Consider the following 21,783-nt stretch of genomic DNA (forward strand, 5'->3'; position numbering starts at 1 on the left):
CATGAGCGGCCCGACGATCAACATCAACTCCGGCGGCAGCCCCGGCAGCGGCACCCCAACTGCGCCGCTGTTGCCGGGGCCGTTGAAGCAGGCGGATGCGGATACAGCGGGGCAGGTGTTGGTGCCTGCGCAGCGGCAGGCGTTGCTGCAGAAGAAGCCGATTTGTGCAGTATGCGAAGCCGCCAGACTGGCCGCGCAAAAGGAGGCCCAGTAAATGATCGAGCTACCGCCGCTCCCGAATGATCTGCCATGGAAAATTCCAGCCTTTCTGCTGCTGGATGGCGTCAGTGTTCCCAACCTTGCGCAGCAATTGTTTCAGTGGGACAACCAGGCCTACAGCCTGTACCAGTCCACTCGCTGGCAGGATCTGGCAGATATTTCGCCCTATTTGATCGCTCTGAAGGGTGCCAGCGACCCGCTCTTGGCTTACTTCAAAGAGCATGCATCTGAGGAATGGGGTTACCTGCTTTTCAGCGACGCTGATGCTCATGATCTATGGAGACATTGGCGCAATCTACTCAGCGTGGAACACTCGAGCGGTATCGAAGTCATGCCACGCATTGCCGACCCCGCGGTGATGCACCAGCTATTTGGCCTGGCTGAAAAAAACAGCAGCGCGCGCTGGTTTGGCCCGATAAGCCATGTCTGCCTGCCGGACGGTGTTGAAATCAACTGGAAGCAACACACCCGCCCTGAACCCGCCTCTACCGAACCCGACACCTATCGCTTGACGGATCAGGAACTCACCGCGTTGGGTGAAGTCGAGTTTCGTAACTTCGTCTCAGGTCTGAATGAGCACCTTCATACTCACTTTGCGGACTTCATGGCGACGTTTGCACCAGAGGATCGACGCCCGTACGCTCAAGCGCTCGCAGATGACGCCTATCAAAAGGGCTTCACTTCCGAACAGGAAATCACGCTCTACGCGAATGTCTTTGGTTACCTCGCCGGTGAGCCAGTCACTGATCATCCCGATATCGTTCAGCTACTAATGGAATCAACGCCTGAAGTACCACTCAAACGCGTGGAGCGCGCTGCCGAACTGGCCGAATACCGTGCCGCCGATCGACAAGGAAGCCTATCGTGACTGCTCATCAAACACCAAAACCCAGTGCCAATACTGCCGCGATGGCCAAGCCGTCCAAGGACACTCGTGTACCGCTGGGCGTATGCCCGCTGATGAACAAGAAAGTGCAACTGCTGCCTCTGCGCTACGGTCTGGTTCAACACCTTGATCCGGCTTCCGAGCTGTCGATGCCGTACAAAACCAAAAGCCAGCCGCTGGGCATTCGCTTGCTGCGCGATGGCTATCTGTACATCGTCAATGGCACCACCGGTTACCTGCACGAATACCGCATCGAGAACGGCCAGATCACCAAACTGCTGTGGAACAGTCAGGAAGTGTCGGGCGACACCCGAACCAGTTCGGTCGGTGAGCCGCACCTGGTGTTCACGCGCCAACACACCTTGTACGCCAGCTACTCCGAGATTCAGTGGACGGCCTTCAAATGCTCGCAAGTGCTCATTTCCAGGGATGAGCGCAAGCGCTTGATGCAACAGCTCGAACTGGCAAGCGCCTGCCCGGAAAAGGGTGGAGAGCATTTGTTGAGCAAGCGGCAGGCGGAGAGTTGGCTGGCGGAGGTCAAGGAAGATCAGTCTAGATCCGATGCCAAACCAGACGGCTCAAATCCGATGGAAGGCGTGGCTTATCATTGGGAGGATCAGCAGCTCTTCAAGCAAACCACCATTGAGAGTCTGATCAGTAACGTACAAGGCCCTTATAAGGATGATTACCTGTTTCTGGTGCTGCGTGACGACATTGGCGTGATGCGTGATCTGGCCAGTGCGCAGTTGAAAGTGGCTGACTGGATTGAGCAATGGAGTGCCGATGACAGGTCTCAGGCTCAATACCTTTCTGGTTCTTACATCCAGTCACTCTATGACGTCAACGGGCCACGGCTCGACGCTTTGAGCAAAACAGACCCTGATGTCAAGGCGTTGAAAGATGAAACCAACGAAGAACAACAGGCGAAAATATATGAGTATCTAAAGGTTCGCCGGGATACTTTTGACCCTGGGATCTACGGGGACGAGGCACATTGGCGGAAAATGGCAGAGACGGATCCTTATGCTCGAGCCTACATGGACATGACGGACTCTTTGGGCGACCCGCTCTACCGTAAACACCAAAGCACTTTGAACAAACTGAGCCTGCAAAGCTGGTACGCATTGCATGGCAAGGATCTGGGTCAACGCGGTGTCGATGATCTGGTTAACCGAGCAGAGATGGAGTCGTTTCTCGTCAAACAGCAAATGCTGCTGAGTCACTGGCACGGACGGCTGCAAAATATCCGTGACGATCGCCTGACGATGTTTACCAGTGGCTACTTTCACGGAGCCGCTTGGTACTACGATTTCAAACTTGATGCGCAAATCAAGCATCGTCTGGAAACCGAATTCGTCTGTGTTGCTGCCATGTGTGCAGATCCTGCCGCAGTCGCAAAACTTGCGGCCTATATGGAATCCAATCTACTGATTGCCGTACCTGGGCTAGACACCCTGACCCTGGCCGCACAAGTCGACGTAGCCAAAAAACTTGCCGACTTGAGCAGTTTCTCGATCAATGTGATCTCCACCAAGGAGAACCTGGCCAACGTCAACGTGCTGACCAACCAGTTCCACAGCCTGATGACCGAGCGCCTGCCCAACTACGCCAAATTGAGCACTCAGTTCAAGGGCATGCAAAGCATGCTGGACGAAGCCTACAACCCGGCTCGACAGATGAGAATTGCCGACCAACTGGGCAAGGCTCACGACGCCTTCGCGCGCGCGCAGACTATCGACCCCAACAGCTACATCCGCAAGATCGGCGCGCCGGCGCGATTGCAGTTGTTGCGCGAATTCTCCCGCCAGGGACTGACGTTGCGAGGGGCCACCGCTGCTGAAATTAACGCTTTCAACCTTGCTCGCGATCAGGCATTGAACCTACGCAGTCATTTAAAGGAAACCTACAAGCTGCGTAATCGCGAATTGGCCCTGCAATCCAGCGGCTCGGGCAACCCGAACAGACTAGTGGACTACAACCAACAAATTACCCAAATCAAAAACTCGCTACTGCCATTGGAAGTAAGGCTCAGCGACGCCTTGACGGTAGGCGCCGACGGTCCGGCGAAAATCGGTACGGTGATCGACGGACTGGACCCGCAGTTGCGTGCCGAGATGGGCAGGACGGCCCGAGACTTCCGCGCGACGGGGACTTTTAACAAGCCGCTCGTGGGAGCCATGAAGTCGAAGGGGGATGGGATTGCGTTTGCGTTGTTTGTGATTCAGGGGCAGAAGTTTATTGAGGCGATGAGTTCTATTGCAACAAAGACAACCACTACCGCATCTGAGAAATTTACGGTCTTTGAATCATTCATAGGGATGTCGTCTGCGGGTTTCGCGTCAGTCCAAGGATTATCCGTCACCATCTTCCAAGCGCATATCGAGCAGATGGAGAGTGCCGCAGGAAAATTGACCACCATGAGCCGTTTAGGCCGCTGGAGCGGTATCGCGGGATTGGGGGCGTTCGGATTTGGAATGGCGGCTGCAGCAATTGATCTTGGCAAACATTCTCTTCAGTGGGGTAAAGCTCTGGCACAAGGAGACTATAAGAGTTTGGGCGCAACAACGATGCAAATCGCAGGTGATGGAATACTGGTTGGTACAAATACTTGGGCGGCCAAGCATACGGGGACCATCGCCACAAACATTATGAAGGCACCGACCGAGTTGCGAGCTCTTGCATGGGCAGAGGCCAGCCCTCGCCTTTTAGCCATCGCAGCTCGCGCCAACCTGATAGGCTTGATCGCTACAGCCCTGCAGCTGGTTGGAGAAGGTCTTTACAACTACTTCAATTTAGACGATCTGCAAAAATGGATGAAAAGTAGTGTATGGGGGAATGAGAGCAAGAATCGCAGCTTTCAGGATGAGTGGAATGAACTGGCAAAAGTGGTACAAAAACCAACATGCGAAATGATCCGCAAAGACAAAAAAACCTATCTGAAGCTGATAATGCCAGGGATCAGCACAGAGGAAATGGACAGTCGAAAATTGCGACTTCAAGCATACGAGAGATATCGCGATACCACACACAGAAGCATTGGCCCCGGGCCGTTTCTTTTTAGCTGGAAAAATTGTAGTGCAGCCTGGGCTACGCGATTCGTAATCGCTAGCAAGGGAAAGGAAGCATTAACGCTCCATTTGCCCATTAGTGATTCATTGCAAGTACCGGATTTTTCCTTGGCTTTCAACATTGCATATCAATTAGAAGCCGCACGAGACGTCATTCACGAAACCTGCTTCGAAGTAAAGGATTGGCACATCACTGGGGCACCCTATACGCGTATTCCAACTGATGGAGTGTTTAGGATAGAGTCAATTGATACGTTCCCGGTCAAAACAAGCAGATCTCAATTCATGCTTTTCACAAAAGAAGATTTGGCGACTATCGATGTTTAAAAATCTGTTAAAACGCAAAGAGAAATCCCCCATTGCCGAATCCAGGCCGGAGATCCGAAGCCAGCGACCTCACGCCGGGGAACTACGCGTAAAGGCATTGAGTGAGACTTTGTTTCTGTCGCCATTACCGGTTTATACAGGCCAGCCTCAGTCATCTCGCCGTAATTTCTCAGAAATGAACGATAGTTTTTTAGAGCTAGGGGGTAGCAATTGGGGAATGGTCGAGCAAGGAAAAATCTTTGCGGCTGGAATATGGATGATGATAAGTACCGCATTCATAGTCCCTGTACTCATATCCATCTGGCTCTGTACCTTTCAGCCGCCCGGTATTGATCGAGATTTTCTCGACACGGTTGCAGGCTTTCTGCAGGTGTTTGCCACAGGATCACTCCTACTGCTTATTCCACTGGGTGCTTACGCTTACGGAATGTTCTCCGGCGTCTTCAAAGCAGCAAAAACCTACCCCGTCCGCTTCAATCGTCAACGCCGCGAAATCTGCTACGTCGACAGTAAAACCCACCGCATCCTGATCGTACCTTGGGAAAATGTCGTCGCCTGGGTCTCTAACACCCAAGGCGTCACCAGTTACGGCGCCACTCGGCAATACACGTTCGGCATGGGTCTGGAGGATGAAGAGCAGGACAAAGTGCAGTTCCTCCTGCTGCCACAACCCAGCGATGCGCACGCTTTGGGAATGTGGACGTCGATTCGTAATTACATGGAAGACGGTCAATTGGTCGATGTGCCAAACCCGATGCTAAAAGCACTGGGTTTGATTCCCACCGGGGATCGGCTCAAACCGTACGAAGGGCTGCACACCTTTGACATCGAGCGCGAAGACGCGCGCGCGATGGGTTCGCTGGACGAGGGCGGCGACAATCTGACACCCGGGCAGCGAGAGCACTACGGTTACTCGAAAAAATCCTATTGGCCGCTGCGTCGCTGGTACATGTGGCGCGTGCTGAGCTTCTGGAAAATGCCTTACATGCTCGCCGAATGGGCGCACCGCAAAGGCCGGCCTGCTCTCCCGGAACAAGTGCAAATATGGTCTCAGCCGCTGCCACCTGAGCAATGGGCCAAGCCCAGTGCTGCACTGGTGAAAGCCAATCAAATGGTCAAGACTGCCATGGACAATAAAGGCGCTACGTTTGTCGAAGCGTGCAAGGCCGCTGGATTGCACTGAGGCATCCAAGCCAGCGGCGCCCGCAGCCAACAACGAAAATCAGACTGTCGCCAACCGCACCTGCTTCTCCAACTCCACCTTCAACCTCGGCTCCAGCTTCAACTGGCGCGCCAGTTCATCCAGATACGACTTCTCCATAAAGCTTTCCTCATCCACCAGCATCACGCTGGCGATGTACATCTCCGCGGCCATTTCCGGGGTGCCGGCGGCGCGGGCGACATCGGCTGGGTCGAGGGGTTTGTTGAGTTCGGCGTGCAGCCAGTGCTGTAGCTCCTGATCGTTGTCGAGTCTGGTGAATTCGCCTTCAATCAGTTGACGTTCGCGGTCATCGATATGGCCGTCAGCTTTGGCTGCAGCGACCAATGCTTTGAGAATCGCCTGACTGTGCTGCTCGGCTTGCGCGGGCGGCAGTCGATCCAGCGTCTGCGGTTCGGTTTGTGGGGCCGTGCCCTTTTGTGCGTTCCAGTTGCCGTAAGCCTTGTAGGCCAGCACACCAAGGGCAGCGAGGCCGCCGTAGACCGCGACTTTGCCGCCAACCTTGCGCGCTTTTTTGCTGCCGAGCAGCAGGCCCATCGCCCCGGCCGCCAGCGCACCACCGCCCGCACCCGAGAACAAGCCGCCCAGCGCACCGGAGCCTGAAGACCCGCCAAGCAAACCGCCAAGGCCGCCAGCCGCCGGTTTGTTCTGCGCGCCACCGGCCTTGTTCTGCAACAGATCCTGGCCGGACTTGAGAAGTTGATCGAGCAATCCACGGGTGTTCATGTTCCGCCTCCAAAACAGGGGTTATCCGGATCTATCAAGCCCTCAGCCTAGTTCGAAAGTGCCCCTGCCCGGCCTGCAAGTGTGCTTCCAGATGTTGCTCCGCCTGCAGCAGTCCTTCGTGAAAATAGATATACACTCAGGCCAATCTATAAAAACCGCCCACCGGGTACCCTCCTCATGATGACCCTGCGTCAGATCCGCCACTTCATCGCGGTGGCCGAGACCGGCTCTATCTCCGCCGCCGCGCAAACCGCGTTCATTTCCCAATCGACCCTGACCCTGGCGATTCAGCAACTGGAAGAAGAGATCGGCGTCAGCCTGTTCAGCCGCCACGCCAAGGGCATGACCCTGACCCATCAAGGCCATCAGTTCCTGCGCCAGGCGCACCTGATTCTGGCAACCGTGGATAACGCCAAACGCAGCCTGCAACAAAGTACCGATCAGGTCGCCGGACAGTTGATCGTCGGCGTAACCAGCCTGGTCGCCGGTTATTACCTCGCCGATTTGCTCACCCGGTTCCAGCGTGCCTATCCCAATGTCGAGATCCGGGTGATGGAGGACGAGCGGCCGTACATCGAGCATTTGCTGGTCAGCGGCGAGATCGATGTCGGCGTGCTGATCCTGTCCAACCTCGAAGACCGCCACGCCCTGCAGACCGAAGTGCTGACCCACTCACCGCACCGTCTGTGGCTGCCGGCCCAGCATCCGCTGCTGGAACACGACAGCATCAACCTCGCCGACGTCGCTCGCGAGCCGCTGATTCAACTGAACGTCGACGAGATGGATCGCAATGCCCAGCGCTTGTGGCGCGGTGCCGGGCTGCAACCGAAGATCACTCTCAGAACCGCATCCACCGAGGCGGTGCGAAGTCTGGTGGCGGCGGGTTTGGGTGTGTCGATCCAGCCGGACATGACTTATCGCCCATGGTCACTGGAGGGCGACATCATCGAAGCGCGGCCGATTGCCGACCTCAACCAGACCCTCGATGTCGGTCTGGCCTGGCGCCGCGGTACTGCACGTCCCGCTCTGGTCGACCCGTTTTTGACTGTGGCCCGCGAACAACCGCACGGCGGACGCAAGCCATCTATTTAATCGAATGCCACCTTCAGTATTTAGAATTTGTCGACCTCGGAGCCGCGCACTAGTCTTGCTGCATCTATAAGACGGTCGGCTCCCGGGCACGGGAGCCACAATGACCACACAAGAAAAGAGATCGCGGAAAATGGCTGGCGTGCAGACCCCGATGTGTACCGCGTTGTTGATCGACGGCGAACTGGTCGCCGGGCAGGGTTTTGTCGAACCGATCCTCAACCCGGCCAGCGGTGAAATCCTCACCCACATCGCCGAGGCCAGCACCGAGCAGGTCGAAACCGCGATTCTCGCCGCCCACCGCGCCTTTGCCGAATGGTCGCGCACCACGCCGCAACAACGTTCCAGTCTGCTGCTGGACATCGCCAACGCCGTCGAAAAACACGCCGATTACCTCGCCCGCCTCGAAGCGCTGAACTGCGGCAAGCCGCTGCACCTGGCGCGGCAGGACGATCTGACCGCCACCGTCGACGTGTTCCGCTTCTTCGCTGGTGCCGTGCGCTGCCAGACCGGTCAGCTCAGTGGCGAGTACCTGCCGGGTTACACCAGCATGGTGCGTCGCGATCCGATTGGCGTGGTGGCGTCGATTGCGCCGTGGAACTACCCGATCATGATGGCCGCGTGGAAAATCGCCCCGGCCCTCGCCGCCGGCAATACGCTGGTGTTCAAGCCGTCGGAACACACACCGCTGTCGATCCTCGCACTGGCGCCAGCACTCGCCGAGATCCTGCCGCGCGGGGTGATCAACATCATCTGCGGTGGCGGTGAAGGCGTCGGCAGCCACCTTGTTGGCCATCCGAAAGTGCGCATGGTGTCGCTGACCGGCGATATCGTCACCGGGCAGAAGATTCTCCAGGCTGCAGCGAAAACCCTGAAACGCACACACTTGGAGCTTGGCGGTAAGGCCCCGGTGATCGTCTGCAACGACGCCGACATTCAAGCGGTGGTCGACGGCGTGCGCACCTACGGTTACTACAACGCCGGGCAGGATTGCACCGCGGCGTGCCGCATCTACGCCCAGGCCGGGATTCACGACAAACTGATCGCCGAACTCGGCGCAGCAGTCAGCAGCCTGCGCTTCGCCGGCAAGCGCGATGCCGACAACGAGATCGGCCCGCTGATCAGCACCCGCCAGCGCGACCGCGTCGCCAGTTTCGTCGAGCGCGCACTCGGCCAGCCGCACATCGAGCGGGTGACCGGCGCGGCGGTGCATTCCGGCGCCGGATTCTTCTACCAACCGACGTTGCTGGCCGGTTGCAAGCAGAGCGATGAAATCGTCCAGCGCGAAGTGTTCGGCCCGGTGGTGACCGTGACCCGCTTCGACGAACTCGCGCAAGCCGTGGACTGGGCCAACGATTCCGAATACGGCCTCGCCTCGTCGGTGTGGACGCAGAATCTGGACAAGGCAATGCAGGTCGCCGCCCGCTTGCAGTACGGCTGCACCTGGATCAACAGCCATTTCATGCTGGTCAGCGAAATGCCCCACGGCGGGCTGAAACGCTCCGGATACGGCAAAGACTTATCCAGTGATTCGCTGCAGGACTACAGCGTGGTGCGGCACATCATGGCCCGCCACGGCCAGCATCTCTGACTACGCTAATAACAAGCCGCAAAACGGCATGGCTTCACCGCGTTCACAACTGCCCCGACCATAATTTAAAGAAGAGGGTTCAACCATGTTCGTGCACAAGACCGCACTGTTCAGTGCAATCACCACAGCCTTGCTGGCCAGCGCCAGCCTGCAAGCTGCCGAGCCGCTGAAGGCTGTCGGCGCCGGCGAAGGTCAGCTGGATATTGTCGCCTGGCCGGGTTACATCGAACGTGGCGAGAGCGACAAGGCCTACGACTGGGTGAGCGGTTTCGAGAAGGAAACCGGCTGCAAGGTCAATGTGAAGACTGCCGCCACCTCCGACGAGATGGTCAGCCTGATGGCCAAGGGTGGTTACGATCTGGTCACCGCTTCGGGCGATGCCTCGCTGCGGTTGATCGTCGGCAAGCGCGTACAACCGATCAACACCGCGTTGATCCCGAACTGGAACACCCTCGACCCACGGCTGAAAGATGCGCCGTGGTATGTGGTCAACAACCAGACCTACGGCACCCCGTATCAGTGGGGTCCGAACGTGCTGATGTACAACACCAACGTGTTCAAGACGCCGCCGACCAGCTGGAACGTCCTGTTCGACGCGCAGAATTTCCCCGACGGCAAACCGAACAAGGGTCGCGTGCAGGCCTATGACGGCCCGATCTACATCGCCGACGCGGCGCTGTACCTGAAGACCGCCAAACCTGAGCTGGGGATCAAGGATCCGTATCAACTCACCGAAGCGCAGTACAAGGCCGTGCTCGATCTGCTGCGCGCGCAGCAGCCATTGATTCACCGTTACTGGCACGACACCACGGTACAGATGAGCGACTTCAAGAACGAAGGCGTGGTGGCGTCGAGCGCCTGGCCGTATCAGGTCAACGGCCTGATCAACGAGAAACAACCGATCGCCTCGACCATCCCGAAAGAAGGCGCCACCGGTTGGGCCGACACCACCATGCTGCACGCCGAAGCCAAGCATCCGAACTGCGCCTACAAGTGGATGGACTGGTCGTTGCAGCCGAAAGTCCAGGGTGACGTGGCGGCGTGGTTTGGTTCGCTGCCAGCCGTGCCGGCGGCGTGCAAGGAGAGCGAACTGCTCGGCGCCGAGGGTTGCAAGACCAATGGCTTCGACCAGTTCGACAAGATCGCCTTCTGGAAAACCCCGCAGGCCGAGGGCGGCAAGTTCGTGCCTTATAGCCGCTGGACTCAGGACTACATTGCGATCATGGGCGGCAGGTAAGCCCGAGAGCAACTTGGTCTAACTCCCTTTCCCCCTCTCCCCCCTGAGGGAGAGGGCGCTAAAAGCGGATCGCATTCACCGTTAGATGTTTCAGTTTTTTCAGAAGTCCAGGCGAGGACCGCTGCGACGGCCCACGCCTTTTTGGAGCACCGCACCATGACGCTTGCAGTCCAGTTCACCAACGTTTCCCGGCAGTTCGGCGAAGTGAAAGCCGTTGACCGGGTTTCCATCGATATCCAGGACGGCGAGTTCTTTTCCATGCTCGGCCCTTCCGGCTCTGGCAAGACCACCTGCCTGCGCCTGATCGCCGGTTTCGAACAACCGAGCGCCGGCTCAATCCGCATTCACGGCGCGGAAGCCGCCGGTCTGCCGCCGTATCAACGTGATGTGAATACCGTCTTCCAGGATTACGCACTGTTCCCACACATGAACGTGCTGGACAACGTCGCCTATGGCTTGAAGGTCAAAGGCGTGAGCAAAACCGAGCGCCACAAGCGCGCCGAAGAGGCGTTGGACATGGTCGCCCTCGGTGGCTACGGCGCACGCAAACCGGTGCAGTTGTCCGGCGGTCAGCGCCAGCGTGTCGCCCTCGCCCGCGCCTTGGTCAATCGCCCACGGGTGCTGTTGCTTGATGAGCCGTTGGGCGCCCTCGACCTGAAACTGCGCGAGCAGATGCAGAGTGAACTGAAGAAGCTGCAACGCCAGCTTGGCATCACTTTCATCTTCGTCACTCACGATCAGACCGAAGCACTGTCGATGTCCGACCGCGTGGCGGTGTTCAATAAGGGCCGCATCGAACAGGTCGACACCCCGCGCAATCTGTACATGAAACCGACCACCACCTTCGTCGCCGAATTCGTCGGCACCTCGAACGTGATTCGCGGCGATCTGGCGCGCCAGCTCAGCGGCCATCCGCAGCCGTTTTCGATTCGCCCCGAACACGTGCGTTTCGCCGAAGGGCCGCTCGCCAGCCATGAAATCGAAGTCAGTGGTCTGCTCCACGACATCCAGTATCAGGGCAGCGCCACGCGCTATGAACTGACGCTGGAAAACGGCCAGACCCTGAGCATCAGCCACGCCAACAATCAGTGGATCGACAGCAGCGCACAACACCAGACCGGCCAGCGCCTGAGCGCACGCTGGGCGCGGGAAGCGATGATCCCGCTGCATGATACCGTCGCGAGCGGGGTCTGAAATGAGCACGCTCGCGATGACTCAAGCACCGCCGTTGCGGCGGTTCTCCAACCTGCTCTATCGCAAGCCGAACCTGTATCTGTCGCTGCTGCTGGTGCCGCCGTTGCTGTGGTTTGGCGCGATCTACCTCGGCTCGCTGCTGGTGCTGTTGTGGCAGGGTTTCTACACCTTCGACGACTTCACCATGGCGGTCACCCCTGACCTGACCCTGGCGAATTTTGCCGCGCTGTTTCAGCCGTCGAACTTCGACATCATCCTGCGCACGCTGAGCATGGCCATCGTCGTGTCGATCGCCAGCGCCATCGTCGCGTTCCCGATTGCCTATTACATGGCGCGCTACACCACGGGCAAGACCAAGGCGTTTTTCTACATCGCGGTGATGATGCCGATGTGGGCCAGTTACATCGTCAAGGCCTACGCCTGGACGTTGCTGCTGGCCAAGGGCGGTGTCGCGCAGTGGTTCGTGCAACATTTGGGACTGGAGCCGGTGTTGCAGTTCATCCTCGGCATTCCCGGAGTGGGCGGCAGCACCCTGTCGACCTCGCACTTGGGGCGCTTCATGGTGTTCGTCTACATCTGGCTGCCGTTCATGATCCTGCCGATTCAGGCTTCGCTGGAACGTCTGCCGCCGTCACTGCTGCAGGCCTCCGCCGACCTCGGCGCCAGGCCGCGCCAGACCTTCATGCAGGTGATTTTGCCGTTGTCGATTCCGGGGATTGCTGCCGGCTCGATCTTCACGTTTTCGCTGACCCTGGGCGATTTCATCGTGCCGCAACTGGTGGGCCCGCCGGGCTACTTCGTCGGCAGCATGGTCTACGCGCAGCAAGGTGCGATCGGCAACATGCCGATGGCCGCAGCGTTCACGTTGGTGCCGATTGTGTTGATCGCGGTTTACCTGTCCATCGTCAAACGACTGGGGGCCTTCGATGCACTCTGAGCGCGCTTCACTGGGCCTGCGCATTGCCGCCTGGGGCGGGTTGGTGTTTCTGCACTTCCCGATCCTGATCATCTTTCTTTACTCCTTCAACATCGAGGAAGCCGCGTTCAGCTTTCCGCCGAAGGGCTTCACCCTGCACTGGTTCAGCGTGGCGTTTTCGCGGCCGGATGTGCTGGAGGCGATCAAGCTTTCGCTGCAGATTGCCGCCATCGCCACCTTGATCGCGATGGTGCTCGGTACGCTGGCTTCGGCAGCGTTGTACCGCCGCGATTTCTTCGGCAAGCAGGGCATTTCGCTGATGCTGATTTTGCCGATCGCGCTGCCGGGGATCATCACCGGGATCGCGCTGCTGGCGACGTTCAAGACACTGGGGATCGAGCCGGGGATGTTCACCATCATCGTTGGTCACGCGACCTTCTGCGTGGTGATCGTCTACAACAACGTCATCGCCCGTCTGCGGCGTACTTCGCAAAGTTTGATCGAAGCCTCGATGGATCTGGGTGCCGATGGTTGGCAGACCTTTCGCTACATCATCCTGCCGAACCTCGGCTCGGCGTTGCTGGCCGGCGGCATGCTCGCCTTTGCGCTGTCGTTCGACGAAATCATCGTCACCACGTTCACCGCCGGGCATGAGCGCACGTTGCCGTTGTGGCTGCTCAATCAACTGAGCCGGCCACGGGATGTGCCGGTGACCAACGTGGTTGCCATGCTGGTGATGATGGTGACCATGCTGCCGATTCTCGGCGCGTATTACCTGACCCGGGGTGGCGAGAGTGTCGCGGGCAGTGGTGGGAAATGAATATCTGACAAACACCAAAATCCCCCTGTGGGAGCGAGCCTGCTCGCGAAGAAGCCGACACATCCAGCATTGATGTCGGCTGACACACCGCTTTCGCGAGCAGGCTCGCTCCCACAGGGTTATCGATTCGGCCAGAACAATAAAAGTGTTAGTGAGGACAACAACATGCAAACCAGACTCTTGATCAACGGCCACCTGGTTAACGGCGAAGGCCCGGCCCAACCGGTGCTCAACCCGGCGCTCGGCAGCATACTGGTGGAGATCAACGAAGCCTCCGAGGCCCAGGTCGACGCCGCCGTGCGCGCCGCCGACAACGCCTTCGCCGAGTGGTCGCAAACCACGCCGAAAGACCGTTCGCTGCTGCTGCTCAAACTCGCCGACGCCATCGAAGCTCATGGCGAGGAACTGGCCAAACTCGAATCCGACAACTGCGGCAAACCCTACAGCGCCGCACTGAACGACGAGATCCCGGCGATTGCCGATGTGTTCCGTTTCTTCGCCGGCGCCAGCCGTTGCATGAGCGGTTCGGCCGGTGGCGAATACCTGCCCGGCCACACCTCGATGATCCGCCGCGACCCGGTGGGCGTGATCGCGTCCATCGCGCCGTGGAACTACCCGCTGATGATGGTCGCCTGGAAAATCGCTCCGGCGCTGGCCGCCGGTAATACCGTGGTGCTCAAACCGTCGGAGCAAACCCCGCTGACCGCATTGCGTCTGGCCGAACTGGCGTCGGAAATCTTCCCGGCCGGTGTACTCAATCTGGTGTTCGGTCGCGGTCCTAGCGTCGGCAGCCCGTTGGTCACGCATCCGAAAGTGCGCATGGTCTCGCTGACCGGCTCGATCGCCACTGGTTCGAACATCATTTCCAGCACCGCCGACAGCGTCAAACGCATGCACATGGAACTGGGCGGCAAGGCGCCGGTGATCATCTTCGACGACGCCGACATCGATGCCGCCGTCGAAGGCATCCGTACGTTCGGTTTCTACAACGCCGGGCAGGACTGCACCGCCGCGTGCCGGATCTACGCGCAGCAGGGCATTTACGACAAGTTTGTCGAGAAGCTTGGCGCGGCGGTGAGCAGCATCAAATTCGGCTTGCAGGATGATCCGTCGACCGAGTTGGGACCGTTGATCACCGCGCAGCATCGCGACCGCGTCGCCGCGTTCGTCGAGCGTGCCGTGGCGCAGTCGCACATTCGCTTGATCACCGGTGGCAAGGCTGTGGAAGGCAACGGCTTCTTCTTCGAACCGACGGTGCTGGCTGACGCGCAACAAGATGACGAAATCGTCCGTCGCGAAGTGTTCGGGCCGGTGGTGTCGGTGACCAAGTTCACCGATGAAGCGCAGGCGCTGGAGTGGGCCAACGATTCCGACTATGGCCTCGCGTCCTCGGTGTGGACGGCGGATGTCGGACGCGCCCATCGCTTGTCGGCGCGGTTGCAGTACGGCTGCACCTGGGTCAACACGCACTTCATGCTCGTCAGCGAAATGCCGCATGGCGGTCAGAAATTGTCCGGTTATGGCAAGGACATGTCCATGTACGGGCTGGAGGACTACACCACGGTTCGGCATGTGATGTTCAAGCACTAAAGCATCGCCAGCAGGCTAGCTCCTACAAGGAATCGCATTTCAACCTGTAGGAGTGAGCCTGCTCGCGATGGCGTCAACTCCGGCTTCAAGGCAGAAACCGGCCACACGCACCACCAGGATTCAACACCTAACAATAACCACCGACCCGGGCGGCGCCCGCAAAGCCCCGCCACGGCCTCGGCCATCCGAAATCTGCCGATTTCCCGGAGCAAACACCCATGAGTGCCTCACCCGAATTCTCGGCCGCCGTTGCCGACAGCGATGCCGAACAACTGCGCAAACTCGGCTACACCTCGAACTTCAACCGCAGCATGAGCCTGTGGGAAAACTTCGCTTTGGGCTTCACTTATCTGTCACCGGTCGTAGGGGTTTATACCCTGTTCGGCCTATGCCTCGCCGCCGGCGGGCCACCGATGTTCTGGGCCTACTTGCTGGTCGGCTGCGGGCAGTTGCTGGTGTGCCTGATCTTCGGCGAAGTGGTTTCGCAGTTCCCGATTTCCGGTGGCGTCTATCCATGGGCGCGACGTCTGGTCGGCAAGAAATGGGCGTGGATGGTCGGCTGGATCTACTCCATCGCCCTATGCGTGACCATCGCGGCGGTGGCCGTCGGTGCCGGCCCGTATCTGGCGGCGATGCTCGGGTTTGAACCGAGCAACAACACCAACATCGTCATCGCGCTGGTGCTGACCTTGTTCGCCACGCTGGTCAATCTGAGCGGCACCAAAGTGCTGGCGCGTATCGCCATGTTCGGCTTCCTCTGCGAATTGGTCGGCGCGGTAATCGTCGGCGTGTACCTGCTGATCTTCGAGCGCCACCAACCGCTGAGCGTGCTGTTCAACACCTTCGACATCAGCGTTGATGGCTCATACCTGCCGGCGTTCCTCACCGCGTCGCTGGCGGGGATGTTCCTCTACTACGGCTTCGAGGCCTGCGGCGACGTTGCCGAAGAAACCCCGAACCCGAGCGCGAAAATCCCGGTGGCCATGCGCATGACCATTTACATCGGCGGCATCGCGGCGATGTTCGCCTGCCTGGCGCTGATCCTCGCCGTGCCGGACATGCAAGCGGTGATCAACGGCACCGATAAAGACCCGGTCACCACCATCCTCAACAACGCCTTCGGCCCGGTCGGCTCGAAAGTGGTGATGGGCGTGGTAATGATTTCCTTCATCTCCTGCGTCATCAGCCTGCAGGCTGCGGCGAGTCGTCTGCTGTATTCCTACGCTCGCGACGAAATGGTCATCGGCAGCCGACTGCTGAAAAAGATTTCTCCTACCACTCAGGTGCCGGTTGCCGCGCTGTTCGTGTCCGGCGTCCTGCCCGCCCTGATCATCGCCCTCGGCTTCTTCCTGCAAGACGCCGTGGCCACCATCGTCAGCTTCGCCGCCATCGGCATCTACCTCGCGTTCCAGATGATCGTGCTGGCCGCTTTGTACGCGCGTATGAAAGGCTGGAAACCCAGCGGCAAATTCACCCTCGGCGCGTGGGGCTGGCCGGTGAACATCGGCGCGCTGGTGTATGGCGTCGGCGCGATCATCAACATGGCCTGGCCACGTACGCCGGATGCGGCGTGGTACGTGAATTATGCGATGGTGTTGAGCACGGCCATTGTGATTGGTTTGGGGTTGATTTATATGTGGATTGGCAAGCCGTATGACCATGGGAGGGCGCCGGCTGGGGATGCGTGGAAGGTGAGTCGCTAAATATCAGCAACCTGCCCGCAGGGAGGCGGGCACGATGCAGGGTGCTAGATCAGTTGCGGCCTGGATAAGGTCTCGAACTCATCCATCAGCAAATGGATTTCCGTACTGGGATTGGGCTCACCACTGACGGCGACGTCCTCAAGCACTTTCGGCGCAAGCGTTCTCGCCCGCTGGAACGGCTCACCCAGCAACTGAGTGAAATAACTGATGTCCCTACCCTTCTCATAGCCCGCCATGTCGGGTTTCGTCCTCAAGCACTTGCTCACCAGGTCACCTGGGGAGCTTTTCCCCACGGCCCGGAATGGCTTGCGACTGAAACCAAAGTGCAAAAGAAGCCAGAACTCGAAACACGGATACGATGCGATAACGTAGATTTTTGGATGCGATCTGGCTGTATTCAACGCGCGCTCGAAACACAGATGTGTATCGCGATCCACCACACAAAATACCTTGTCAAAGCGTTTCTGCCGCATCACCGCCCGCTCCACGATACCGCTCGGGTGTGTCACGCCGCAATGGACGATCTCAACCTGAGCCCGGGCCCGAAAGTGAAACGCGGCCTCCTCCAGATAACGCTTTCCCGACTTACTGTCCTCGCAGAGCACCAGCACTTTGGGCTGTGGTTTGAAGCGTGACGCTTTTCGATCAAACGACTTGCTCGAACTCACCATGGTCAGCCCTGCCTGATCAGTGGCAGCCCGCGATAGCGTCCCTCGAAATAGCGCTTCTCGACGTCCTCGCTTTCCCGGCCTTCAAAGTCGTGAACGGAAAACAGACTTGTCGCGCCATATGCATCACGCTCCGAAATCCAGAACTGATCACGCCGCAGAATCTTTTCATTCATCAAGTGCGTGTCGTGAGTGGTGAAAATCAACTGAGTATTCAGTCCGCTGTCCAGATGTTTGCCAATCAGGACCCCGACGATTTCAGGATGCAGACTGCTGTTCAACTCATCAACACAGAGAACGCCGCTGCCGCCAGCCTGATTCATCATGAACCACGGCAACCAGAAGCCGATCAGGTTCTTGGTGCCGCACGATTCTTCGGCAAAATCGAATTCAGCCTCGCCTGAGATACTGGCATGCGTCAGGGTCAATTTGTCTCCCTGCGCAGCGGCAATAAACTCTTTCAGCGTCATCTTTCGATTGTCTGGAAGCGCAGTGGAATGTTCCGAACTGAGCTGGATCGCCGATACCGGAATATCCAGAGCGCAGAGAAAATCACGTAGATCGCTGGTATGACTTTCAACCATCTGCAGAAAACGAATCGACGCCGTAGAGAGGCCCTGCATATTGCTCTGCTCGACTACCAGCAAACCTCTTTGAAACCAGCAAAATGGTGCGCGCAACTGCGTCAGCTCTTCGCTGCTGTGGGTAACGGCCTGTGCAATAAACAGCATCCTGGGACTGGTCAAACGCCGCCACGCACAATGCACGTTCTTACCGCCTTCAAGGGCTTTCCCAAAGGTGTAATGCTCACCGAGGGAATCAACTTGACGGTTATACAGCAAGGTTTCCTTTCCTTTTGGATAACAGAGCAATTGTTCATGGACAATGCGCTGCGCTGTCAACGCGAGCACAAATCGATAACGCAACCCGCTTTGAACAAAGTCGTATTCAAAAACGCTGGGCGCTTCTCTTAGCATCTCGTCAAAGCGAAAGGATGCAACCGGTAGTACGTCGCCATGGATGCCTGCGGGTGTCGCCAGCAATCTGCCGACGATGCCCATTGCGCGAATGAGCGACGATTTGCCAGAAGCGTTGGGTCCGTAAATGGCGGCGACCTTGAGCAGGTCCGGGAGCTTTTCAGTGCTCGTGCCGGCGCTGAAGACGTTTCGCGCCTTGCTCAGCCGAGGGCTCGCGACCATGGACAGCGTTTGCCTGTCCCGGAACGAGCGGTAATTGGAAACGGAAAATTCGATCAGCATGGATAAAACCTGCAGTTCGTTGCATGAATCTCCATAAATAAATGAAAAAACGCGCCTCAGACGCAGCCTGGCTGCAAGCAATGTAAAAACAGGCATTTCCTACAGACACAGCCTCCCCCAAAAAGCCCAATTTCCTACGCTGCGCGTCCACAGAGTAGACTTGTCGCCGCAAGCGCCTGACCGATAGGCTTTATCCCGTCGCTGCCAAATCAGCGACCCGGGGTCGAAGCCGGAAACTGTCAACGCGGTGCTTGCATGCCCTCCATTGAACTGTGGCAGTCGTAGCTTCAGTTTTGCTTTATGGCGGGCCGTGTGGCGCGGGCCTTCTGGCTTTTCCGTGTTTGACTGGAAGTATCCCGACTTCGAACGCCATACGGTTCGCCACCCAACTTGTCGAAGAGTTGATGGCGACTTTCCTGCTCAAATCGGAAGTCACTACATGTCTGCACAAATCCAAAACTCATCGTCGACCCACTTTGCCCCCACCGTCTTCACCCGCCACAACCGCTTCCTCCACGCCTTCATGCAAGACCACGAAGCCTGGTTCTGCGTGCAAGATCTCGGTCGCTTGATGGGTTACCCCCTGAACGAACGTCTCACCCTGAAACTCGATCCCGACCAGCGTCGCCATGTCCTCCTGCGTCGGGACGGGGAAATCATCGATTGCGCGATGGTCAGCGAGTCCGGCCTGTTCGCCCTGCTCGTCCATCACTTCGTCCCGGAAAACCGACACCTGCGCCAATGGCTGAGCCATGAAGTCATCCCGATGCTGCGCGAAACTCAATCAAGCCCTGTGGAAAACCACCCGAGCTTGAGCTCAATGCATTGGGCAGGCGTTACCGTACCGCTGCTGCACTGGCAACAGCAGGCGTGGGTCAAATGGCGGGATGTGCCGGAGTTGATGCGCGGCCAGCGGCCGTATCCAGTCCTGGGAACGTGTAGCTGATCCAAATAAAAAGGGGCGGACCTTTCAGTCCGCCCCTTTTTATTTCCACTCAAAACCGCGAAACACTCCGCATCGCATCCACCAGATACCGCATCGCAATCCGGTCACTCTCCGACAACTCGCGATAACGCTCCACCAGCTTCAGCTCTTCAGAACTCAATCGACGCCTTCTGCGGCCGCTGCCGAGGCAGGGAAAGATGCCGAGCATTTCGGCGATACCTTGTATTTTTGCCATGGACGATGTCCTTCAATACTTCAAAGAATTGCTAAACCACCACATCGCCCTGCCCCTTACAGCAGCGCCGTGTGCCCTACCGGTCAACACCGGTCATGCCCATAGAATAGAAATTAAATCGGCGCTGAAAAGCGGTTTTTAGAGTAATTAGTCGAAAAAAGCAGATATGCCGCATAAATCAGAACGCCCTGTCAGATTTTTAACCGACATGTCTTGTTTCATTGACACTCTGTCACTGTGAATCAACGAATTTTGCTCGGCGAGCGAACCGTTTAAGCTAGCCGGCATCTGTTTATAGTCCGTTGCGTTTGGCCGAAGGCTTGTCCGAACCGTAATTTCTGATCCAGCACGTGCCAGGAACGGCGCGGGATTGCTCACGACAGGTTGTATTTATGCACCGCAGGAATTTGCTCAAAGCGTCGATGGCCATTGCGGCTTACACCGGTCTCTCGGCTTCCGGCCTGCTGGCCGCCCGTGCCTGGGCCGCCAATGGTGGCGCCGCCGATGGTGAAGCGCAGGCCTTCGACTTCGAAGCGCTGAAGCGCCAAGCCAAGCAATTGGCCGGAACGGCCTATCAGGACAGCAAACAGGTGCTGCCGCCGACTTTGGCGACCATGACCCCGCAGAACTTCAACGCGATCCGCTACGACGGCGATCATTCGTTGTGGAAAGAAAACAAGGGTCAGCTGGACGTGCAGTTCTTCCACGTCGGTATGGGTTTCCGCCAGCCGGTGCGCATGTACAGCGTCGATCCGAAGACCCGCACCGCCCGCGAAGTGCATTTCCGCCCGACGCTGTTCAACTACGAGAACACCTCGGTCGACACCCAGCAGCTCAAGGGCGACCTGGGGTTTGCCGGCTTCAAGCTGTTCAAGGCGCCGGAGCTGGATCGCCATGACGTGGTGTCGTTCCTCGGCGCCAGTTATTTCCGCGCGGTGGATGCGACTGGCCAATATGGCCTCTCCGCTCGCGGCCTGGCCGTCGACACCTACGCGAAAAAGCGCGAAGAATTCCCGGACTTCACTAAATTCTGGTTCGAGACCCCGGATCAGAACGCCACGCGTTTTGTGGTCTATGCGCTGCTCGACTCGCCGAGCGCCACCGGTGCCTACCGCTTCGACATCGATTGCCAGGCCGAGCGCGTGGTGATGGAGATCGACGCCCACATCAACGCCCGTACCGCTATCGAACAACTGGGCATCGCACCGATGACCAGCATGTTCAGCTGCGGCACCCACGAACGCCGCATGTGCGACACCATTCACCCGCAGATCCACGACTCCGATCGCCTGGCGATGTGGCGCGGCAACGGCGAGTGGATCTGCCGTCCGCTGAACAACCCGGCGACCCTGCAGTTCAACGCGTTCGCCGACACCGATCCGAAGGGCTTCGGTCTGGTGCAGACCGACCACGAGTTCGCCAACTATCAGGACACCGTCGACTGGTACAGCAAACGCCCGAGCCTGTGGGTCGAGCCTACAACCGCGTGGGGCGAAGGCTCCATCGATCTGCTGGAAATTCCTACCACCGGCGAAACGCTCGATAACATCGTCGCGTTCTGGACGCCGAAGAAGCCAGTGGCTGCCGGCGACTCGCTGAACTATGGCTACAAGCTCTACTGGAGCGCCCTGCCACCGGTCGGCACGCCGCTGGCGCGGGTGCATGCGACCCGGTCGGGTATGGGTGGTTTCGTCGAAGGCTGGGCACCAGGCGAGCATTACCCACCGGTCTGGGCCCGACGTTTTGCCGTGGACTTCACCGGTGGCGGTCTCGATCGCCTGCCGCAGGGCACCGGGATCGAACCGGTGGTCACCTGCTCCAACGGCAAGGTGCAGGACTTCAGCGTGCTGGTGCTCGATGACATCAAGGGTTACCGGATCCTGTTCGACTGGTACCCGACCAGCGACAGCGTCGATCCGGTGGAACTGCGCCTGTTCATCCGCACCAATGACCGCACATTGAGCGAGACCTGGCTGTACCAGTACTTCCCGCCGGCGCCGGACAAGCGCAAATATCCTTGATGATTTGAGGCGCCTGTAAGGGCCTCTTCGCGAGCAAGCCCGCTCCCACACTGGATCCCGGTCGATCAC

The 21,783-nt window shown here is 58.4% G+C and carries 17 protein-coding genes and 1 pseudogene; 14 read left to right on the forward strand and 4 right to left on the reverse strand.

Annotation, left to right across the window (positions count from 1 at the left end):
- From QRN61_RS21450 to QRN61_RS21465, 4 genes and pseudogenes are all read left to right on the forward strand, one after another.
- Positions 1 to 214, forward strand: a pseudogene (locus QRN61_RS21450) (type VI secretion system tip protein VgrG); the annotation flags it as partial.
- Positions 215 to 1,087, forward strand: a complete 873-nt coding sequence (locus tag QRN61_RS21455; RefSeq protein WP_007967741.1) for a DUF4123 domain-containing protein — start codon at positions 215 to 217, stop codon at positions 1,085 to 1,087.
- Positions 1,084 to 4,500, forward strand: coding sequence for a toxin VasX (locus tag QRN61_RS21460; protein WP_285375357.1), 3,417 nt, complete (start codon positions 1,084 to 1,086; stop codon positions 4,498 to 4,500). Before QRN61_RS21455 ends, QRN61_RS21460 begins: the two co-directional genes overlap by 4 nt.
- Positions 4,493 to 5,683, forward strand: a complete 1,191-nt coding sequence (locus QRN61_RS21465) for a DUF6708 domain-containing protein (RefSeq protein WP_238547092.1) — start codon at positions 4,493 to 4,495, stop codon at positions 5,681 to 5,683. Before QRN61_RS21460 ends, QRN61_RS21465 begins: the two co-directional genes overlap by 8 nt.
- A gap of 39 nt (positions 5,684 to 5,722) precedes the next feature.
- On the opposite strand, the gene QRN61_RS21470 is transcribed toward QRN61_RS21465, so the two are convergent.
- Positions 5,723 to 6,445: a tellurite resistance TerB family protein gene (locus QRN61_RS21470; protein WP_285375360.1), complete on the reverse strand. Its 723-nt coding sequence runs from the start codon at positions 6,443 to 6,445 to the stop codon at positions 5,723 to 5,725.
- 177 nt (positions 6,446 to 6,622) lie between these two features.
- Between QRN61_RS21470 and QRN61_RS21475 the strand changes: the two genes are divergently transcribed.
- From QRN61_RS21475 to QRN61_RS21510, 8 genes are all read left to right on the forward strand, one after another.
- Entirely contained in the window at positions 6,623 to 7,537 is a 915-nt protein-coding gene (locus QRN61_RS21475; protein WP_007967749.1) for a LysR family transcriptional regulator, read from the forward strand.
- A 130-nt stretch (positions 7,538 to 7,667) separates the two neighbouring features.
- Positions 7,668 to 9,125 carry a gamma-aminobutyraldehyde dehydrogenase gene (locus QRN61_RS21480; protein ID WP_285375567.1) on the forward strand — a complete coding sequence of 486 codons (1,458 nt, stop codon included), beginning with the start codon at positions 7,668 to 7,670 and terminating at the stop codon, positions 9,123 to 9,125.
- A gap of 85 nt (positions 9,126 to 9,210) precedes the next feature.
- On the forward strand, positions 9,211 to 10,362 hold the full coding sequence (gene ydcS, locus QRN61_RS21485; RefSeq protein WP_115988133.1) for a putative ABC transporter substrate-binding protein YdcS: 1,152 nt from the start codon (positions 9,211 to 9,213) through the stop codon (positions 10,360 to 10,362).
- A 156-nt stretch (positions 10,363 to 10,518) separates the two neighbouring features.
- The gene (locus QRN61_RS21490; protein WP_134785514.1) at positions 10,519 to 11,556 is read left to right on the forward strand and encodes an ABC transporter ATP-binding protein; all 1,038 of its coding nucleotides are present in this window, start codon (positions 10,519 to 10,521) and stop codon (positions 11,554 to 11,556) included.
- Between the two features lies 1 nt (position 11,557).
- Positions 11,558 to 12,493, forward strand: a complete 936-nt coding sequence (locus QRN61_RS21495) for an ABC transporter permease (protein ID WP_135295034.1) — start codon at positions 11,558 to 11,560, stop codon at positions 12,491 to 12,493.
- Positions 12,483 to 13,292, forward strand: a complete 810-nt coding sequence (locus QRN61_RS21500; protein WP_285375369.1) for an ABC transporter permease — start codon at positions 12,483 to 12,485, stop codon at positions 13,290 to 13,292. Before QRN61_RS21495 ends, QRN61_RS21500 begins: the two co-directional genes overlap by 11 nt.
- Positions 13,293 to 13,457: 165 nt before the next feature.
- Positions 13,458 to 14,882, forward strand: coding sequence for a gamma-aminobutyraldehyde dehydrogenase (locus QRN61_RS21505; RefSeq protein WP_285375373.1), 1,425 nt, complete (start codon positions 13,458 to 13,460; stop codon positions 14,880 to 14,882).
- 218 nt (positions 14,883 to 15,100) lie between these two features.
- Entirely contained in the window at positions 15,101 to 16,585 is a 1,485-nt protein-coding gene (locus QRN61_RS21510) for an APC family permease (RefSeq protein ID WP_285375375.1), read from the forward strand.
- 44 nt (positions 16,586 to 16,629) lie between these two features.
- On the opposite strand, the gene QRN61_RS21515 is transcribed toward QRN61_RS21510, so the two are convergent.
- Complete coding sequence (locus tag QRN61_RS21515; RefSeq protein ID WP_285375377.1) at positions 16,630 to 17,256, reverse strand: RloB family protein; 627 nt, start codon at positions 17,254 to 17,256, stop codon at positions 16,630 to 16,632.
- Between the two features lie 2 nt (positions 17,257 to 17,258).
- Complete coding sequence (locus tag QRN61_RS21520) at positions 17,259 to 18,512, reverse strand: AAA family ATPase (protein ID WP_285375380.1); 1,254 nt, start codon at positions 18,510 to 18,512, stop codon at positions 17,259 to 17,261.
- A gap of 439 nt (positions 18,513 to 18,951) precedes the next feature.
- Here QRN61_RS21520 and QRN61_RS21525 point away from each other — a divergent pair, with 439 nt between their 5' ends.
- Positions 18,952 to 19,458 carry a BRO-N domain-containing protein gene (locus QRN61_RS21525; RefSeq protein ID WP_285375382.1) on the forward strand — a complete coding sequence of 169 codons (507 nt, stop codon included), beginning with the start codon at positions 18,952 to 18,954 and terminating at the stop codon, positions 19,456 to 19,458.
- A gap of 49 nt (positions 19,459 to 19,507) precedes the next feature.
- Here the strand turns inward: QRN61_RS21525 and QRN61_RS21530 are convergent, their stop codons facing one another.
- Positions 19,508 to 19,693: a hypothetical protein gene (locus QRN61_RS21530; protein ID WP_003222012.1), complete on the reverse strand. Its 186-nt coding sequence runs from the start codon at positions 19,691 to 19,693 to the stop codon at positions 19,508 to 19,510.
- A 392-nt stretch (positions 19,694 to 20,085) separates the two neighbouring features.
- Here QRN61_RS21530 and QRN61_RS21535 point away from each other — a divergent pair, with 392 nt between their 5' ends.
- Positions 20,086 to 21,714, forward strand: a complete 1,629-nt coding sequence (locus QRN61_RS21535) for a glucan biosynthesis protein D (RefSeq protein WP_103485374.1) — start codon at positions 20,086 to 20,088, stop codon at positions 21,712 to 21,714.
- Positions 21,715 to 21,783: the final 69 nt, after the last annotated feature.

It is taken from the genome of Pseudomonas sp. lyk4-TYG-107 (genome assembly GCF_030209055.1).
Classification (GTDB): Bacteria; Pseudomonadota; Gammaproteobacteria; order Pseudomonadales; family Pseudomonadaceae; genus Aquipseudomonas; species Aquipseudomonas putida_A.

Excerpts from the sequence above, each read along its gene's own strand:
- QRN61_RS21455 (WP_007967741.1), top strand. The coding sequence starts at position 215 with ATGATCGAGCTACCGCCGCTCCCGAATGATCTGCCATGGAAAATTCCA.
- QRN61_RS21465 (WP_238547092.1), top strand. The coding sequence starts at position 4,493 with ATGTTTAAAAATCTGTTAAAACGCAAAGAGAAATCCCCCATTGCCGAA.
- QRN61_RS21470 (WP_285375360.1), bottom strand. The coding sequence starts at position 6,445 with ATGAACACCCGTGGATTGCTCGATCAACTTCTCAAGTCCGGCCAGGAT.
- QRN61_RS21475 (WP_007967749.1), top strand. The coding sequence starts at position 6,623 with ATGATGACCCTGCGTCAGATCCGCCACTTCATCGCGGTGGCCGAGACC.
- QRN61_RS21480 (WP_285375567.1), top strand. The coding sequence starts at position 7,668 with ATGGCTGGCGTGCAGACCCCGATGTGTACCGCGTTGTTGATCGACGGC.
- ydcS (WP_115988133.1), top strand. The coding sequence starts at position 9,211 with ATGTTCGTGCACAAGACCGCACTGTTCAGTGCAATCACCACAGCCTTG.
- QRN61_RS21490 (WP_134785514.1), top strand. The coding sequence starts at position 10,519 with ATGACGCTTGCAGTCCAGTTCACCAACGTTTCCCGGCAGTTCGGCGAA.
- QRN61_RS21495 (WP_135295034.1), top strand. The coding sequence starts at position 11,558 with ATGAGCACGCTCGCGATGACTCAAGCACCGCCGTTGCGGCGGTTCTCC.
- QRN61_RS21500 (WP_285375369.1), top strand. The coding sequence starts at position 12,483 with ATGCACTCTGAGCGCGCTTCACTGGGCCTGCGCATTGCCGCCTGGGGC.
- QRN61_RS21505 (WP_285375373.1), top strand. The coding sequence starts at position 13,458 with ATGCAAACCAGACTCTTGATCAACGGCCACCTGGTTAACGGCGAAGGC.
- QRN61_RS21510 (WP_285375375.1), top strand. The coding sequence starts at position 15,101 with ATGAGTGCCTCACCCGAATTCTCGGCCGCCGTTGCCGACAGCGATGCC.
- QRN61_RS21515 (WP_285375377.1), bottom strand. The coding sequence starts at position 17,256 with ATGGTGAGTTCGAGCAAGTCGTTTGATCGAAAAGCGTCACGCTTCAAA.
- QRN61_RS21520 (WP_285375380.1), bottom strand. The coding sequence starts at position 18,512 with ATGCTGATCGAATTTTCCGTTTCCAATTACCGCTCGTTCCGGGACAGG.
- QRN61_RS21525 (WP_285375382.1), top strand. The coding sequence starts at position 18,952 with ATGTCTGCACAAATCCAAAACTCATCGTCGACCCACTTTGCCCCCACC.
- QRN61_RS21530 (WP_003222012.1), bottom strand. The coding sequence starts at position 19,693 with ATGGCAAAAATACAAGGTATCGCCGAAATGCTCGGCATCTTTCCCTGC.
- QRN61_RS21535 (WP_103485374.1), top strand. The coding sequence starts at position 20,086 with ATGCACCGCAGGAATTTGCTCAAAGCGTCGATGGCCATTGCGGCTTAC.